General features: G+C 64.1%; 13 protein-coding genes. 5 read left to right on the forward strand and 8 right to left on the reverse strand.

The annotated features are described in order from the left end of the window. Window positions 1-3 precede the first annotated feature (3 nt). From frc to sucD, 3 genes are all read left to right on the forward strand, one after another. Window positions 4-1,278, forward strand: a complete 1,275-nt coding sequence (frc, locus tag ACR9ZN_RS29645; protein WP_481273905.1) for a formyl-CoA transferase — start codon at window positions 4-6, stop codon at window positions 1,276-1,278. A 239-nt stretch (window positions 1,279-1,517) separates the two neighbouring features. Beyond that, window positions 1,518-2,681: an ADP-forming succinate--CoA ligase subunit beta gene (gene sucC / locus ACR9ZN_RS29650; protein ID WP_481273906.1), complete on the forward strand. Its 1,164-nt coding sequence runs from the start codon at window positions 1,518-1,520 to the stop codon at window positions 2,679-2,681. A gap of 78 nt (window positions 2,682-2,759) precedes the next feature. Beyond that, window positions 2,760-3,650, forward strand: a complete 891-nt coding sequence (sucD, locus tag ACR9ZN_RS29655; RefSeq protein ID WP_481273907.1) for a succinate--CoA ligase subunit alpha — start codon at window positions 2,760-2,762, stop codon at window positions 3,648-3,650. A gap of 174 nt (window positions 3,651-3,824) precedes the next feature. Here sucD and ACR9ZN_RS29660 read toward each other — a convergent pair whose 3' ends face one another. From ACR9ZN_RS29660 to gcl, 5 genes are all read right to left on the reverse strand, one after another. After that, window positions 3,825-4,598 (reverse strand): fumarylacetoacetate hydrolase family protein, encoded by a 774-nt coding sequence (locus ACR9ZN_RS29660; RefSeq protein ID WP_481273908.1) that lies wholly within the window; start codon window positions 4,596-4,598, stop codon window positions 3,825-3,827. A gap of 88 nt (window positions 4,599-4,686) precedes the next feature. After that, window positions 4,687-5,715, reverse strand: coding sequence for a 2-dehydropantoate 2-reductase (locus tag ACR9ZN_RS29665; RefSeq protein WP_481273909.1), 1,029 nt, complete (start codon window positions 5,713-5,715; stop codon window positions 4,687-4,689). 102 nt (window positions 5,716-5,817) lie between these two features. Then, window positions 5,818-6,708 carry a 2-hydroxy-3-oxopropionate reductase gene (glxR, locus tag ACR9ZN_RS29670; protein ID WP_481273910.1) on the reverse strand — a complete coding sequence of 297 codons (891 nt, stop codon included), beginning with the start codon at window positions 6,706-6,708 and terminating at the stop codon, window positions 5,818-5,820. Window positions 6,709-6,790: 82 nt separating this feature from the next. Next, window positions 6,791-7,576: a hydroxypyruvate isomerase gene (gene hyi, locus ACR9ZN_RS29675; protein WP_481273911.1), complete on the reverse strand. Its 786-nt coding sequence runs from the start codon at window positions 7,574-7,576 to the stop codon at window positions 6,791-6,793. A gap of 212 nt (window positions 7,577-7,788) precedes the next feature. Further along, the gene (gcl, locus tag ACR9ZN_RS29680) at window positions 7,789-9,558 is read right to left on the reverse strand and encodes a glyoxylate carboligase (protein WP_481273912.1); all 1,770 of its coding nucleotides are present in this window, start codon (window positions 9,556-9,558) and stop codon (window positions 7,789-7,791) included. Window positions 9,559-9,819: 261 nt separating this feature from the next. Here gcl and ACR9ZN_RS29685 point away from each other — a divergent pair, with 261 nt between their 5' ends. After that, window positions 9,820-10,242, forward strand: a complete 423-nt coding sequence (locus ACR9ZN_RS29685; protein WP_434955203.1) for a lysozyme inhibitor LprI family protein — start codon at window positions 9,820-9,822, stop codon at window positions 10,240-10,242. Window positions 10,243-10,564: 322 nt separating this feature from the next. After that, on the forward strand, window positions 10,565-11,920 hold the full coding sequence (gene glmU / locus ACR9ZN_RS29690; RefSeq protein ID WP_481273913.1) for a bifunctional UDP-N-acetylglucosamine diphosphorylase/glucosamine-1-phosphate N-acetyltransferase GlmU: 1,356 nt from the start codon (window positions 10,565-10,567) through the stop codon (window positions 11,918-11,920). Between the two features lie 204 nt (window positions 11,921-12,124). Here glmU and ACR9ZN_RS29695 read toward each other — a convergent pair whose 3' ends face one another. The 3 genes from ACR9ZN_RS29695 to ACR9ZN_RS29705 all read right to left on the reverse strand — a co-directional run bounded on the left by ACR9ZN_RS29695 (window position 12,125) and on the right by ACR9ZN_RS29705 (window position 15,540). Continuing rightward, window positions 12,125-13,300: an endo alpha-1,4 polygalactosaminidase gene (locus ACR9ZN_RS29695; RefSeq protein ID WP_481273914.1), complete on the reverse strand. Its 1,176-nt coding sequence runs from the start codon at window positions 13,298-13,300 to the stop codon at window positions 12,125-12,127. A gap of 87 nt (window positions 13,301-13,387) precedes the next feature. Continuing rightward, window positions 13,388-14,422: a tetratricopeptide repeat protein gene (locus ACR9ZN_RS29700; RefSeq protein ID WP_454812910.1), complete on the reverse strand. Its 1,035-nt coding sequence runs from the start codon at window positions 14,420-14,422 to the stop codon at window positions 13,388-13,390. Between the two features lie 116 nt (window positions 14,423-14,538). Beyond that, window positions 14,539-15,540, reverse strand: coding sequence for an NAD-dependent epimerase/dehydratase family protein (locus tag ACR9ZN_RS29705; RefSeq protein WP_481273915.1), 1,002 nt, complete (start codon window positions 15,538-15,540; stop codon window positions 14,539-14,541). Window positions 15,541-15,598 lie beyond the last annotated feature (58 nt).

The following is a 15,598-nucleotide window of genomic DNA, read 5'->3' on the forward strand; positions in this document are numbered from 1 at the left end:
ACCATGGGACAAGCACTCGAAGGCGTGCGCATCCTCGATTTCACACATGTCCAGTCCGGCCCGACCTGCACCCAGTTGCTGGCTTGGTTCGGTGCCGACGTGATCAAGGTCGAAAAGCCCGGCGTGGGGGACATCACCCGCACGCAGCTGCGCGACATTCCCAATGTCGACAGCCTCTATTTCACCATGCTCAACCACAACAAGCGCTCGATCGCGCTGGACACCAAGAACAAGGCCGGCAAGGCGGTGCTCGAGGAGCTCGTCAAGAGCTGCGACGTGCTGGTGGAAAATTTCGCCCCCGGCGTGCTCGACCGCATGGGCTTTTCCTGGGCGCGCATCCAGGAACTCAACCCCCGCATGATCGTGGCCTCGATCAAGGGCTTCGGCCCCGGTCCCTACCAGGACTGCAAGGTCTACGAGAATGTCGCTCAATGCGCCGGCGGCGCGGCCTCGACCACCGGCTTCGATGACGGCCCGCCTCTGGTGACGGGGGCCCAGATCGGCGACTCAGGCACGGGCCTGCATCTGGCGCTCGGCATCGTCACAGCGCTCTACCACCGCACCCATTCGGGGCGCGGCCAGCGCGTGGATGCCGCCATGCAGGACGGCGTGCTCAATCTATGCCGCGTGAAGCTGCGCGACCAGCAGCGCATCGAACGCGGGCCCATGAAGGAATATCCGCAATATCCCAATGGCAAATTCGGTGATGCCGTGCCGCGCGCCGGCAACGCCTCGGGTGGCGGCCAGCCCGGCTGGATCCTCAAATGCAAGGGCTGGGAGAGCGATCCCAACGCCTATATCTACTTCATCACCCAGGCGCCGGTCTGGGGCGCCATCTGCAAGGTGATCGGCAAGGAAGAGTGGATCACCGATCCCGATTATGCCACGCCGGAAGCGCGCTTGCCGCGGCTTCGTTCCATCTTCGACACCATCGAGAAATGGACGGAGACCAAGGACAAGTTCGAGGCGATGGATATCCTCAACAAGTACGACATCCCGTGCGGACCGATCCTGTCAATGCGCGAGATCGCCAATGAGCCCTCGCTCAGGGTGACGGGGACCGTCGTCGAGGTCGACCATCCCGAACGCGGGCCTTACCTCTCGGTCGGCAATCCGATCAAGCTTTCCGACAGCCCCACCGTGGTCGAGCGCTCGCCGCTGCTAGGCGAACATACACAGGAGGTGCTGCGCGACGTCCTCGGCTTCGATCAGCACCGGATCGACGAGATCGCCGGAAGCGGTGCGCTTGGCAATCCCGTGGCCATGGCGGCGGAGTGAGGTTGTCCCGCTGAGATGATGGGGCGGGTGCCGTCGTGGTGCCCGCCCTTTTTTGTGTCGGTGGGGCGACCTCCAGACCGGCCCGTGCCTTTGCAGGCAAGCATGGCATTTCCATGCCGGTCTGAGGACCGGCACGCCAGGGCGGTACTCCATTCGCGCTCCCAGACTTTCCGCTTTGACAGTTTTGGTATTTGGTATACGTTATACCAGATAAGAACGATATCCATGCATGGGAGGGAATGATGAAACTGCACGAGTTCCAGTCCAAGCAGATCCTGGCATCCTATGGCGTCGAGGCGCCGCAGGGTGCCGTCGCCATCACGGCCGGCGAGGCCGGGCAGGTGGCACGTCGCCTCGGTGGTTCCCGTTTCGCCGTGAAGGCGCAGATCCATGCGGGTGGCCGTGGCCGGGCCGGGGGCGTCCCTATCGTTTCCTCTCCCGAGGCGGCGGAGGAGGCGGCCAAAGCGCTGATAGGCCGGCGTCTGGTCACCGAGCAGAGTGGCGCGCATGGGCGCGTGGTCGAACGCGTGCTGGTAGAGGCGGCCGTCGACCACATCCGCAGCTTCTATCTGTCGCTCAGCGTGCATGCCGCCAGCGGCACCCTCGTCCTGGCCGCCAGCGCTGCCGGCGGTGACGATATCGAGGAGCGGGTTCTTGCCGGAGAAGACGGTCTCGAGCGGCTCTCCCTCGGGGACGGCAGCCAGGCGAGGCTCGAGGACCTGCAGGCCCTGGCGGCGCGTCTCGGCCTGACCGGGCAGCCGGCTGAAGCTTTCGCCAATCTTGCCGATGGCCTGCGACGCGCTTTCCTGGAACTCGACGCCAGCCTGATCGAGATCAACCCGCTGGTCCTGACCGCCGACGACAGGCTGCTGGCGCTCGACGTCAAGATGATCATCGATGACCATGCCCTGTTCCGCCAGGCTTCCCTGGCGGAGCTGCGCGAGGAAGATGGCGACGAATACGAGGTCAGGGCCCGCCAGCGCCAGCTCAACTATGTCCGCATGGACGGCACCGTCGGCATCGCGGCCAATGGTGCCGGGCTCGGGCTTGCCACGGTCGATCTCGTCCACGCCGCTGGCGGCGCGCCGGCCAATTTCATGGATATCCGCACCACGGCAACCAGCCTCGATATCGCGCATGGCTTCGGCCTGCTGCTCGACAATCCCCAGGTGCGCGCACTGCTCATCAATGTGCATGGCGGTGGCATGCAGTCCTGCGACACGGTTGCCGAAGGGCTCGGCATCGCCATGCGCCGGGCCGGGCGCACGCTGCCGGTGGTGACCAGGCTCGCCGGCAACAATGCCGATTATGCCCGCTCGCGCTTCGCCAATTTTGGCTGCCGCATCATCGAATGCCCGGACATGTGGACGGCGGCCGCGAAGGCCGTTGCCGCCGCACGCTGACGGCGATTTTGCTGCAGTTCCGGACTGATAAATCCAAAATAACGCCAATAGCGCCGTTGGCGCTTAAGGGAGGGCGGAATGGCTATCCTCATCGACAGTGAAACCCGTGTCGTCTGCCAGGGCATGACCGGCTGGGCGGGAACCCATCATACTGCTGCGATGATCGAGTATGGTACCAAGGTCGTGGCGGGCGTCACGCCCGCCAAGGGCGGGCAATCCCATCTCCGCGCGCCGGTGTTCGATACCGTCGCCGAAGCCGCGAGGGAGACCGGCGCCAATGCGAGCATGGTCTTCGTGCCGCCGGCCCGGGCGGCCGCCGCCATCATCGAGGCTGTCGAGGCCGAGATCGCGCTGGTCGTGGCCATCACTGAACGGGTGCCCGTACTCGACATGATCAGGGTGCGTCATGCGCTCGCCGGATCGAAGACTAGGCTGATCGGCCCCAATTCGCAGGGGATCCTGTCACCGGGCCTGTGCAAGATGGGCGTGATGGCAACCGGCAGCGAGCGCCCGGGCAGCGTCGGCATCATCTCGCGCTCGGCCTCCCTGACCAGCGAGGTGATCGCCCAGATCTCCGCCGCGGGTCTCGGGCAGTCGACCACCGTCGGGGTCGGCGGCGACCCCGTGCATGGCCTGTCGATGCGCGATTGCCTCGAACTGTTCCTTGCCGATGCCAAGACCGAGGGCGTCGTGCTGATCGGCGAGATCGGTGGCGAGGAAGAACAAGAAGCAGCCGATTATGTCGCCTCTGTCAGGCCGGCCATGCCGATCGTCGGCCTGGTCGTCGGGCTGCATGCCCCGGCCGAGCGGCGCATGGGCCATGCCGGTGCCCTGACCATGCATGGCCGTGACCGGGCGGACGCCAAGATCGCCGCCTTCGAGAAGGCCGGTATTACCGTTGCGTCAAGCCCGCATCTGGTCGGCGCTACGGTTGGCCGGGCGCTCGCCGCGAAGGCGAAAGCGGCTTGAAAGCAATTTCGTCGCGTGCGCGGGCAGGATGCTCAAAGACGATAATTTAAGCCAGGAAGAACGCCAGTTCTTCCTGGCTTAGGTTCGCGTCTACGGGTATCTTTCTCGCTCTTTCTTTCTGTCGGTATTTGCTTGGGTTGGGCAAGATGCCCGCACACCCGGCTTCTTCGTTGCTTACTGCACGAAGCGGTTCTCCAGGCAGCCAATGCCCTCGATGCTGACGCGGATATCGTTCTGCGCTTCCTTCATGGCGCCGACGCCGAGCGAGGTGCCGCAGCAGATCAGGTCGCCCGGCAACAGGGTCATGTCCCTGGAAATCAGGCTGACCAGCCTGGCCGGCGGGAAGACCATGTCGGCGATCGGGTAGTTCTGGCGCTCGTCGCCGTTGAGCAGCGTCCGCACCACCAGGGTGGCGGGATCGATGTCGGTGGCGATCACCGGACCGAACGGCCCGAAGCCGTCGAAGCTCTTGGCGCGAACCCATTGAGCGAAGGTCGAGTCCCGCGTGATGATGTCGCCGGCGGTGATGTCGTTGACGCAGGTATAGCCGAAGATAGCGTCCGCGGCCTCCTCCTCGGAGGCGTTGCTGCAAGGCTTGCCGATGACGATGCCGAGCTCGCCCTCATAGACGACCCGGCCATCATAGGAAGAAGGCCTTGCAACCGTCGCGCCCGGGGCGGTGACGCTGGTGGGCGCCTTGAGCAGATAGAGCGGCTCCGGCGGCACGGCGACGTTCAGCTTGGCGGCGAGCTGGTGGAAATTGTTCCAGAGCGCGATGATCTTGCTAGGCACCGTTGGTGCAAGGATCCTGGCCTTCGCCAAAGGCAGCGTACGGCCGGTGGCGGCGGCGATGCCGAACATGTCGCCGCGATGGATGTGGATGGCATCGCCTTCGAGCGTACCGAACTGGGCCTGCCCGTCTTCCTCGAAACGGATCCATTGTGACATGGCGGTTTTGCCTCCCTGTGATGGCATGAGGGATTTTCGAAAGGCGGCGACGATCTCGCCGCCTTTCGACAATATTCGTCGTGCCCGGTCAGGCTTGGCCGACGGCGCGCAGCGGAGCCGGCGCCACCTCTTGCGGGAAGGTGGGGTAGAGCCCCCTGACCCGAGCCATCTGCTGCACCAGAGCGAGCACGGCATCGATATGCGGCGTCGCGATCTCGGCGATGCGTCCCATTTCCTGCACCGAGGTGAGCAGGGCGTCGATCTCCAGTGCCCGGCCCTTGTCGAGATCCTGCAGCATGGAGGTGCGGTGGGCGCCGACCCCTGCCGCCCCGTCGATGCGCCGGTCGACGCCGACCCGGAAGCGTGCGCCGAATTTGAGCCCTATCTGCTCGGCCTCCACCATCATGGCGCGCGCCAGCGCCCGCGTGCCGGGCTCGGTCGCGATCACGTCGAGCGTGGCATGGGTGAGGGCGGAGATCGGGTTGAAGCACAGATTGCCCCAGAGCTTCAGCCAGATGTCGTCGCGGATGTCCTCGTAGAGCCGGGGCTTCAGGCCACCAGCCGTCATCGCTTCGGCGAGCCTGGCCACGCGCAGGCTCTCCGTGCGGTTGGGCTCGCCAAGGCCGAACTGGTTGCCGTAGATGTGCCTGACCACGCCGGGCTCGGTGATCTCAGTGGCCGGATAGACCGTGCAGCCGATCACCCGCTCGGGGCCGATGGCCTGCCACTGCCGGTTACCCGGATCGACGCTGGCGAGGCGGGTGTCGCCATGAGGCGCGGGCAGGCCGTAGAAATACCACCAGGGCACGCCGTTCTGGGCGGTGACGACGGCGGTGTCGCGGCCGAGCAGCGGCTTGAGCGCTTCAGCCGATTCCCAGGCCTGGTGCGCTTTGAGGGCGACGATCACATAATCCTGCGGCCCGAGATCGGCCGGGTTCTGCGTGGCCGTGGGCGAAGCCGTCAGTTCCTGCCCGTCGACGAGCAGTTTGAGGCCGCGGGCCTGCATGGCCTTGAGATGGTCTCCACGTGCGATGACCGAGACTTCGGCACCCGCCTGCTGCAGCATCACTGCCATGTAGCCGCCGATCGCGCCGGCGCCGTAGATGCAGATCTTCATGATGTCGCTCCCCTCGAGCATTTTTCAGAAAAGGTGATAGATTTTTCGATTAAAAAATGCGCAAAAACAAAGAGTTGCCGCCCGCCTTGCGGGTCTTCAGTTTCAGTTGGTCGTGGTGGTGACGGCGTGGTTGGCCATGAGTTCGAGGGCCCGCACCATGGCGGAATGGTCCCAATCCTTGCCGCCATGCGAGACGCAGGCATTGAACAATTCCTGGGCCGTGGCGGTGTTGGGCAGGGAGAGGCCGAGCTGGCGGGCCGTGGTCAAGGCGAGATTAAGGTCCTTCTGGTGCAGGGCGATGCGGAAGCCCGGATCGAAGGTGCGCTTGACCATGCGCTCGCCATGCACTTCCAGGATACGCGAGGCGGCAAAACCGCCCATCAGGGCCTGGCGCACCTTGGCCGGGTCGGCACCGGCGCGCGAAGCGAACAGCAGGGCCTCGCCGACGGCCTCGATATTGAGGGCGACGATGATCTGGTTGGCGACCTTGGTGGTCTGGCCATCGCCATTGCCGCCGACCAAAGTGATGTTCTTGCCCATCTTTTCGAACAGCGGCCTGGCGCGCTCGAAGGCGGCTTCCGGGCCGCCGACCATGATGGTGAGGGAGGCGGCCTTGGCGCCGACCTCGCCGCCCGAGACCGGCGCGTCGAGATAGTCGACGCCGAGCTCGTTGATGCGCTTGGCGAACTTCTTGGTCTCCACCGGGGAGATCGAGCTCATGTCGATGACGAGCTTGCCGGCGGAGAGGCCTTCGGCGACGCCGCCCTTGCCGAACAGCACCGTCTCCACGTCCGGGGTATCGGGCACCATGGTGATGATGATGTCGGCCTTGCGGGCGACATCGGCGGCGCTCGCCTCGGCCTTGCCGCCGGCCTTGATCAGGTCCTCGGGCACATTGCCGAGCGTGTTGAGGAAGAGGGTGTGGCCGGCCGCGATCAGGTGCCCCGCCATCGGGGAACCCATGATGCCAAGTCCGACAAAGCCGATATTCATGGTGAAGATCCTTGTTTCTTAAGCATAAACGCCAGCCAGTCGCCTTCTCCCGCAGGGGGAGAAGGCAAGTGCCTCGATAGGTTCAGCGAGCGGCGCCCGCCGCCTTGAACCAGCCCAGGCCCGCTTCGGTCTCGCCCTTGGGCTTGTATTCGCAGCCGATCCAGCCGGCGTAGCCGTGCTGGTCGAGCCACTGGTAAAGGAAGGGGTAGTTGATCTCGCCGGTGCCCGGTTCGTTGCGGCCGGGATTGTCGGCCAGCTGCACGTGCCAGATCTCAGGCAGGTGCTTTTCGATGGTGCGGGCCAGATCCCCTTCCATGATCTGCATGTGGTAGATGTCGTATTGCAGACCGACATTGTCCGAGCCGGTCTCGGCAATGATCTCGGCCGCCTGGCGGGTGTTGGTCAGGTAGAAGCCGGGAATGTCGCGCGTGTTGATCGCCTCGATCACCAGGCGGATGCCGGCCTTCTTGAGCTCGCTTGCGGCATAGCCGATGTTTTCGACGAAGGTGGCCCTTGCCTGCCCCGCATCGACGGAGGCGGGCGCGATGCCGGCCAGGCAGTTGACCAGCTTGCAGTCCAGCGCCTTGGCATAGGTGATGGCCTCTGCAACGCCTTCACGGAACTCCGCCTTGCGATCGGGCAGCACGGCGATGCCGCGCTCCCCGCCCGCCCAGTCGCCGGCCGGCAGATTGTGCAGGACCTGGGTGAACTTGTGCTCCTTCAGGGCGGCAGCCAGATCGGCCGCCGGGAAGGGATAGGGGAACAGATATTCCACGCCCGCAAAGCCGTTGCGGGCGGCTGCCGCGAAGCGCTCCATGAACGGCACTTCATTGAACAGCATGGTCAGATTGGCGGCAAATTTAGGCATGGCGATTCCCGGTGTCTTACCCTCCCGTCGATGGGGAGGGGCGGCCCGTAGGGCCGGGGTGGGGTGGCAGCCCGGCCGTTGATGAATGAGCCGAACTTCCCCTGGAATGGTTTTGGTTAGGGCAGCACTTCCCACCCCACCCCGACGCTTCGCGTCGACCCCAGATCATTCCAAGAGGAATGGTCGACCCCTCCAAGGGAGGGTAAAGAGCCTCATTCGGCCGCGACGGCTTCCGACCGGATGGGCAGGTCGAGGATGTCCTCGAACTCGGTCACCGCGTCGATCTCCGGGCCCATGGCGATGTTGGTGACACGCTCCAGGATGAACTCGACGACGACGGGCACCTGATAGTCGCGCATCCATTCGCGGGCCTTTTCAAAAGCCTGCCCGAACTCGTTGGGACTTCGGACCCGGATCGCCTTGCAACCGAGCCCCTCGGCGACGGCGACATGGTCGACGCCATAGCTTTCGAGGTCCGGCGCGTTGATGTTCTCGAAGGAAAGCTGGACCTGGAAGTCCATGTCGAAGCCGCGCTGGGCCTGGCGGATCAGGCCGAGATAGGCGTTGTTCACCACGACATGGATATAGGGCAGCTTGAATTGGGCCCCGACCGCCAGTTCCTCGATCAGGAACTGGAAGTCATAGTCGCCGGACAAGGCCACGATTTCCCGGTCGGGATCGGCCGCGCGCACGCCGAGGGCGGCGGGAATCGTCCAGCCCAGCGGGCCGGCCTGGCCGCAATTGATCCAGTGGCGCGGATGGTGCACACGCAGGAACTGGGCGCCGGCGATCTGTGACAGGCCGATGGTGGAGACGTAGCAGACGTCTCGGCCGAACGCGGTGTTCATCTCCTCATAGACGCGCTGGGGTTTGAGCGGCACATTGTCGAAATGGCTGCGCCGGAGCAGGCTGCTTTTACGCCCGCGGCATTCGGCGGCCCATTCGGAGCGGTCCCTGAGCCGGTCCTGCGCCTTGAGGTCGCGGGCAACCTCGAGGAAGAGGTCGAGGGCGGCGCCGGCATCGGAGACGATGCCGAGATCGGGATTGAAGACGCGGCCGATCTGGGTCGGCTCGATGTCGACATGCACGAATTTGCGGTCCTTGGTGTAAACCTCCACCGAGCCGGTGTGGCGGTTGGCCCAGCGATTGCCGATGCCGAAGACGAAGTCGGAGGCGAGCAGCGTCGCGTTGCCATAGCGATGGCTGGTCTGCAGACCGACCATGCCGGCCATCAAGGGATGGTCGTCGGGGATCGCACCCCACCCCATCAGGGTCGGGATGACAGGCACGCCCGTCAACTCGGCAAAGGCGACGAGCTTGTCGCAGGCATCGGCATTGATGATGCCGCCGCCGGCCACGATCAGCGGGCGCTCGGCTTCTTGCAGCAGCGCGATGGCCTTCTCGGCCTGAAGCCGTGTCGCCTCCGGCTTGTAGACGGGCAGCGGAGCGTAGACCTCGTCGTCGAACTCGATCTCGCCCAATTGCACGTCAACGGGAAGGTCGATCAGCACCGGGCCGGGGCGGCCCGAGCGCATCAGATGGAAGGCCTGCTGGAACACGCGCGGCACCAGAGCCGGCTCGCGCACGGTGACCGCCCATTTGGCCACCGGCTTGGCAATCGCCTCGATATCGACGGCCTGGAAGTCTTCCTTATAGAGGCGGGCGCGAGGGGCCTGGCCGGTGATGCACAGGATCGGAATGGAGTCGGCCGCCGCTGAATAGAGGCCGGTGATCATGTCGGTGCCGGCCGGGCCGGAGGTGCCGATGCACACGCCGATATTGCCGGCCCTGGCGCGCGTATAGCCCTCAGCCATGTGCGAGGCGCCCTCGACATGGCGGGCAAGGTAATGGTTGATCGAACCGCGCGCCTTCATGGCCGAATAGAGTGGGTTGATCGCAGCGCCCGGCACCCCAAAGGCGCACGCCACACCCTCGCGTTCCAGCACCCTGACGGCAGCGTCGATTGCGCGCATTCTGGCCATGGATGTTCCGCCCTCTTTGTGGTCTTCTGGTATACAAGATGCCAGCAAATGAGAGCGTGTCAACCGCTTTATGCAACCTGGCCTCGGTGCCGGCCGCGGCCGATTGGCGCAAATCGCCCTCGAATCCGCTGGGCTGACGGAGCGAAGAGTCCCTTTCTGTTGATGGTTGATGGGGGCGTCGTATTAGTCCGATGCCCGCAGCTGAAAATTGTGAGAGGCTGCCCGTCCTTCGTGATCGCCATGCCTATCGAGGAGAATGACATGCGGCTGCCCAGCCTGATACGAACCATTTTGATGGGACTGGCAGTGCTCTCCGCGGCAGGACCGGCCCTTGCGGCCGGGGACTGCGCCAATGCACCAGACGAGGCTGCACTCAACCAATGCGCCGGCAAATCGTTGAAGGCGTCCGACGGCGAGCTCAACACGCTCTACAAGCAGATCCAGAAACGCCTGAACGACGATGCGGACAAGACGAAATTGCTGGTGGCGGCGCAAAGAGCCTGGGTCGCTTTTCGCGACGCCGAATGCAATTTCTCGAGCGCCGGGGTCACCGGCGGCACCCTCTATCCGTTGGCGGTGACGCAGTGCCGCGACGGCTTGACGAAGGATCGCATCAAGACCTTCAAGACCTATCTCAACTGCTCGGAAGGTGATTTGAGCTGTTCGGTGCCGGCGGCGAATTGAGCGCGCGCTCCATCCCTTCGCCTGCATTTCTGACATGATCCACGTCGATAGGTTTCCTGCAGCCGCTCTCTCGGAGCAGGTTTGTATCGTCTCATCCTCTCCCCGAGGATGTGCGCGGCCTGCGTTGATCACTGGCGGCTGGAACTTTATAAAGCCCCAGGATTCGACCGAACAATCACACAAACGTCATGATGAGGAGACAGGAGTGTCGACATCAATGACGTAACGCTGTCGCTCTGACACTGAAACTGTCGTTCGATCAACTGATGCCGAACGTCTTATGGAGCGCAGGAAACTTATCGCAACGTATACGGATCATGCCATGTCCCGACCGACCCTAGCCGTCATCCTCGCTGCAGGTGAAGGCACCCGCATGAAATCATCGCTGCCGAAGGTGCTGCACACCATCGCCGGCCGTTCCATGCTGGCCCATGTCCTGGCGAGCGTGAAGCAGGCCGGTATCACCGACGCGGCCGTCGTCGTCGGACCCGGCCGGGAGGACGTCGCCAGGCTCGCGCAGAAGGAACTGCCGGGCTGTGCCGTGTTCACCCAGGTCGAGCGCAAGGGCACCGGCCACGCCGTGCTGGCGGCGAAGGAGGCCCTGGCCGACGGCAAGGATATCATCGTCCTCTATGCTGACACGCCGCTGGTGCGCCCGCAGTCGATCGAGACGCTGAAGGCGGCCTTGGCGGATGGCGCCAGCGTGGCCGTGCTCGGTTTCCATGCCGCCGATCCCGCCGGCTATGGCCGCCTGATCATCGAGGGCGATGTGCTCACTGCCATCGTCGAGGAAAAGGACGCCACGCCCGAACAGAAGACCGTCGGTTTCTGCAATGGCGGCCTGATGGCCCTCAGCGGCGAGCACGGCCTTGCCTTGCTCGAAGCCATCGGCAATGACAATGCCAAGGGCGAATACTACCTCACCGACGCAGCCGAGATCGCGCATCGGCAAGGGCTCCGGGCCGTTGCTCGCCCGATTGCCGAGGAAGAAGTGCAGGGGGTAAACGATCGCCTGCAACTGGCAGCGGCGGAGTCCGTCATGCAGTCGCGTCTACGCACCGTCGCCATGCGCGAAGGCGTGACCATGATCGCGCCCGAGACCGTCTTCCTGTCCCATGACACCCGCATCGGTAACGACGTGGTGATCGAACCCAATTGCTGGTTCGGCCCGGGCGTGACCATCGAAAGCGGATCCGTGATCCATGCCTTTTCCCATCTGGAAGGTGCGCATGTCGGCAGCGACGCCTCAGTCGGCCCCTTCGCGCGGCTGCGGCCCGGAGCCAAGCTCGCCGAGGACGTCAAGGTCGGCAATTTCGTCGAGGTCAAGGCGGCCAGCGTCGAAAAGGGCGCCAAGATCAGCCATCTCAGCTATATCGGCGATGCCCGGGTGGGTGCGGAAGCCAATATCGGCGCGGGCACCATCACCTGCAATTATGACGGCTATCTCAAGCATCGCACCGATATCGGCGCGGGCGTGTTCGTCGGTTCCAATTCCGCCCTCGTGGCCCCGGTGACGATCGGAGACAACGCCAATATCGGCGCCGGCTCGGTGATTACCAGGGACGTGCCAGCCGATGCCCTGGCGGTGGCCCGCGGCCGGCAGGTCGGAATCGATGGCTGGGCCAAGGCCTATCGTGCCAAGAAGAAGGCTGAGAAGGAAGCCAAGTCCAAGGGATGAAGATACGCCGGGAGCGCGGACATCTCGCGACATGCTCGCATGTTGCGGTGTCCGCTGCTTTGGCCGTGAACGCCAGGCTTGGCATGCAAAAAAATGCGGACAGGATGTCTGCGCTCCGAGAACGTCCTCGGCAAACAATGAAAATAGCCGGCTAAAAGCCGGCTATTTTCATTAATGCATCCTTGAAACCATCTCAGATGGCAATCATCCCTCCGCCCGGAGCAGCACGACACCAGATCGCGGTTTGAGTTCGATCGGGCCGCTGACCGCCTGGCCGGACAGGTCGCGCCAGCTGCCCGCAGGCGGCTGGATCGTGGCCGATTCCCGGTCCGAGAAGTTCACGGCGGCGTAGCCGCGCTGGTAGTTGCGCCAGGCGAGCGTGCCCTGAAGCTGTGAGGCGCCGACCGGAGGGCCGACGGGCGGATCGAGATTGGGATATTCGACCCAGCGCCCGGTGTCCTTCTGCGGCAGCACGGCGAGATAACTGCGATTGTTGCGGTTTACCAGGAAGCTGGCGACGATCCAGGACAGTTCGGCGTTGTCGGGGCGCGCGGGGGCGTCCGTGCAGGTGTAGTTGATCGAGACATAGGCCCGATCCTTGCGCTGCTGGATCAGCTCACGCTTGAGGCGCCAGGCATCGTCGGTGATGCGGCGCCGGCAACTGTCGCTGAAGCCGCCTTCATCGACCCAGATATCGGCAAGGTTGATCAGGGCCTTGGTCTCATCGGGTTGCTTGGGGTCGATCTTGGCATTTAATGCGATCAGGCCGCCGCGTTGATGGATCTCCTTGGCGAGCCAGCCGATATAATCGAGCTTCTGGGCGGTATGAGCCGGATCACGCGACTGCCCGCTGAAAAGCTGCACCCATTTGCCGTCGCGCCAGACACCGCAACGCTTGTCCGTGTTGGGCAGGGCGACATTGTCGAACGCGATGGAATGATAACCCTTGGCCAAAGCCGGCTCGATATAGGTCTTCAGGAGATATTGGCGTACCTCGGGATTGCTGGTGTCCAGCGGCGCATAGGCACCCCAGGAATAGGTGTAGCCGAAGGAGGGCGTCTGCTGGTCGCACTGATAGGTGATCCAGCTGGGATGATTGGCCTTGTACCATTCCGCCGTGTGGGCGCGGTTGAGATCGCGCTGATTGGGATAGTAAAAACTGTCGATAACCTTGTTCGAACGCAGGGGTGTCTTGGAGCCCCAGACGAAGCCGACATTCGGCAGATTGCCGGGTGACTGCATGTGATTGTTGAAGATCTGGGCGCGCGGAATCCGGTCCACGGTCTCCGGATGCGCCACGCTTTGCTGCCCCAGGGCTGCGCTCCCAACCACGAGGGAGACGGTGACGGCAATGCCGAAACTCAGATGTTTTTGCAGCATGGCTCTTCCGTTGATCTGTGTGCGTATGCGCCGCGTCCCGACCTCGCCGAGAAGTTGACAGCCCCCAGCCGAGCTGGAGGCTGACGCCTATTCCCGGCCCGGCAGGAGGTGATCCAAGAGAACCAGGGCGGTGGGATCCTCGTGGCGCAAAGCGAGGGCGTCGAAGCAGGCGCCGATGGCGTTTTCGATATCCTGGCTGGCTCGGCAGGCACGCGCCAGCTGGACATAGTCGTCGGCCGTGGCAGCGCCTTGGGCGGAAACAGCCTGAAGCAGTGTCTTGGCCTGCGCATATTGCCGGTTGGCGATCAGGGCGCGCGCATGCAGGCTACGGGCGGCACCGTCCTCCGGATAATCTTCGAGCAGGGCGGCCGTGTGCTCATGGCTGTCCGGTTCCTTGGCGACCAGCGCCTTGCGCGCTTCGGCCAGCCTGCGCGCCTTGATGCGCTCGGCGAGGTCGCCGGCCGCTGCCTCCAGGCCGAGCCGGCTGCCCGCCTGCAGCCATGCATGCGCTTCCTGCCAGGCCTGGTCCCGGAAGGCTTGCCTGGCGCGGTTGCCGACATCGCGAGAGAGGGTTGCCGAGGCATCGGCCAAGGCGGCGGCATCGGCAACCAGCCCGGCATTGCGGGCGAACTCGCCGGCTTCTCCAGCGGCGGCGAGCAGGCGCAGGAAATCGATGCGAAGGGCGACATTGTCCGGGGCGAGGGAGAGCGCCATTTCGAAGGCCGTCACCCGCTCCTGAGACGGGTTCTGCTTTCGCAACGCCTGCTGGCGGAGCAGCGTGACGATGCGCGGCAGCACCTCGGAATCGCAGGACTGGATCCTGGCCGGTGCCACCGTCGCGACACGCGCGGCGGCCTGTACCTCGCCATGGCGCAGCAGGCCACGGATGCCGGCTACGGCCTCGTTGATCGAAGACGGCAGGAGATGGGTGAGGGCGGCGATGGTGCCTTCGATATCGCCCAGGCTCAGAGTGCTGCGCGCCAGGGTGCGCAGGGCAATATTGTCATCGGGCGTGATCGCCAGAGCGGTCCGTGCTTCCTCGGCAGCTTCGGCGAAGCGTTCAAGCTTGAAGAGTGCCACGCTGGCGCGTGTATGCGACTCCGCTGGAGAGGCTAGGGTCATCTTGACAACTCGGCGTTTGCCCCGGGTCGGGGGAGGTGGATCTGGCATCCGGCTCGTCGCGGAATTTCTTTGCGGCGAGCCGGGCCGGTGGCGTGCAATCGAGGTCGGAGCTCAGCTCAGACCCGGTAGTAGGAGCGGTACCATTCGACGAAGTTCCTGACGCCGACATCGATCGTCGTCGTGGGCTTGTAGTCGATCAGCTTCTCCAAGAGATCCGCAGCCGCGAAGGTCGCGGGAACGTCACCCTTCTGCATGTCGAGGAAATTCCGCTTCACCGGCATTCCCAGGCATTTTTCGACGGCGTCGACATAGTCGAGCAGGCCGACGGGCTGGCCGCCGCCGATATTGACGACACGATAGGGGCCGGCCGGTGACAGGGAATCGATGTCGCTGACGGGCTGACCCTCGATGGGTGGCACCTGGGTGAGGCGCGCGATGGATTCGACCAGGTCGTCGACATAGGTGAAGTCGCGCTGCATCTTGCCATGGCCGTAGACGTCGATCGGCTCGCCGGCCAGCGTCGCCTTGACGAATTTGAACAGGGCCATGTCAGGCCGGCCCCAGGGGCCGTAGACCGTAAAGAAGCGGAAGGCCGTGGTCGGGATCTTCCACAGATGCGCATAGGAATGCGCCATGTCCTCGGTGGCCTTCTTGGTCGCCGCATAGAGCGTGAGCGGATGGTCGGTACGCTCGCGCTCGTTGAAGGGCATGTCCTTGTTGGCGCCGTAGACCGAACTCGTCGAGGCGAACAGGAAATGGCCGACGGAATGAGCCCGAGCCAGTTCCATCACGTTAAAGGTGCCGATCAGATTGGCGTCGACATAGGCGCGTGGATTTTCGAGGCTGTAGCGTACGCCGGCCTGGGCGGCGAGATGGACGATGACATCGGGCTTCTCGTCGGCGACGACCTTTTCGAGCGCGCTGAAATCCTCCAGCATGAGGATGTGTTCGCGGAACGCATTGGTCTTGGCCAGCATGGCGTGCCGGGCCTGCTTGAGCGTGACGTCGTAATAGGGCGTCATGCCGTCCACGCCCGCCACGAAGTGGCTGTCGGCCAACAGGCGGCGGGCAAGGTGGAAGCCGATGAAGCCAGCCGTGCCGGTAATCAGAAAGCGCATAAAGGGTCAGTCCTTTCATAGCGTTTTGCGATTTGGCGGTATCGCCGAGAATCGCAAA

Source organism: Labrys sp. HAY1-8F (assembly GCF_056754975.1).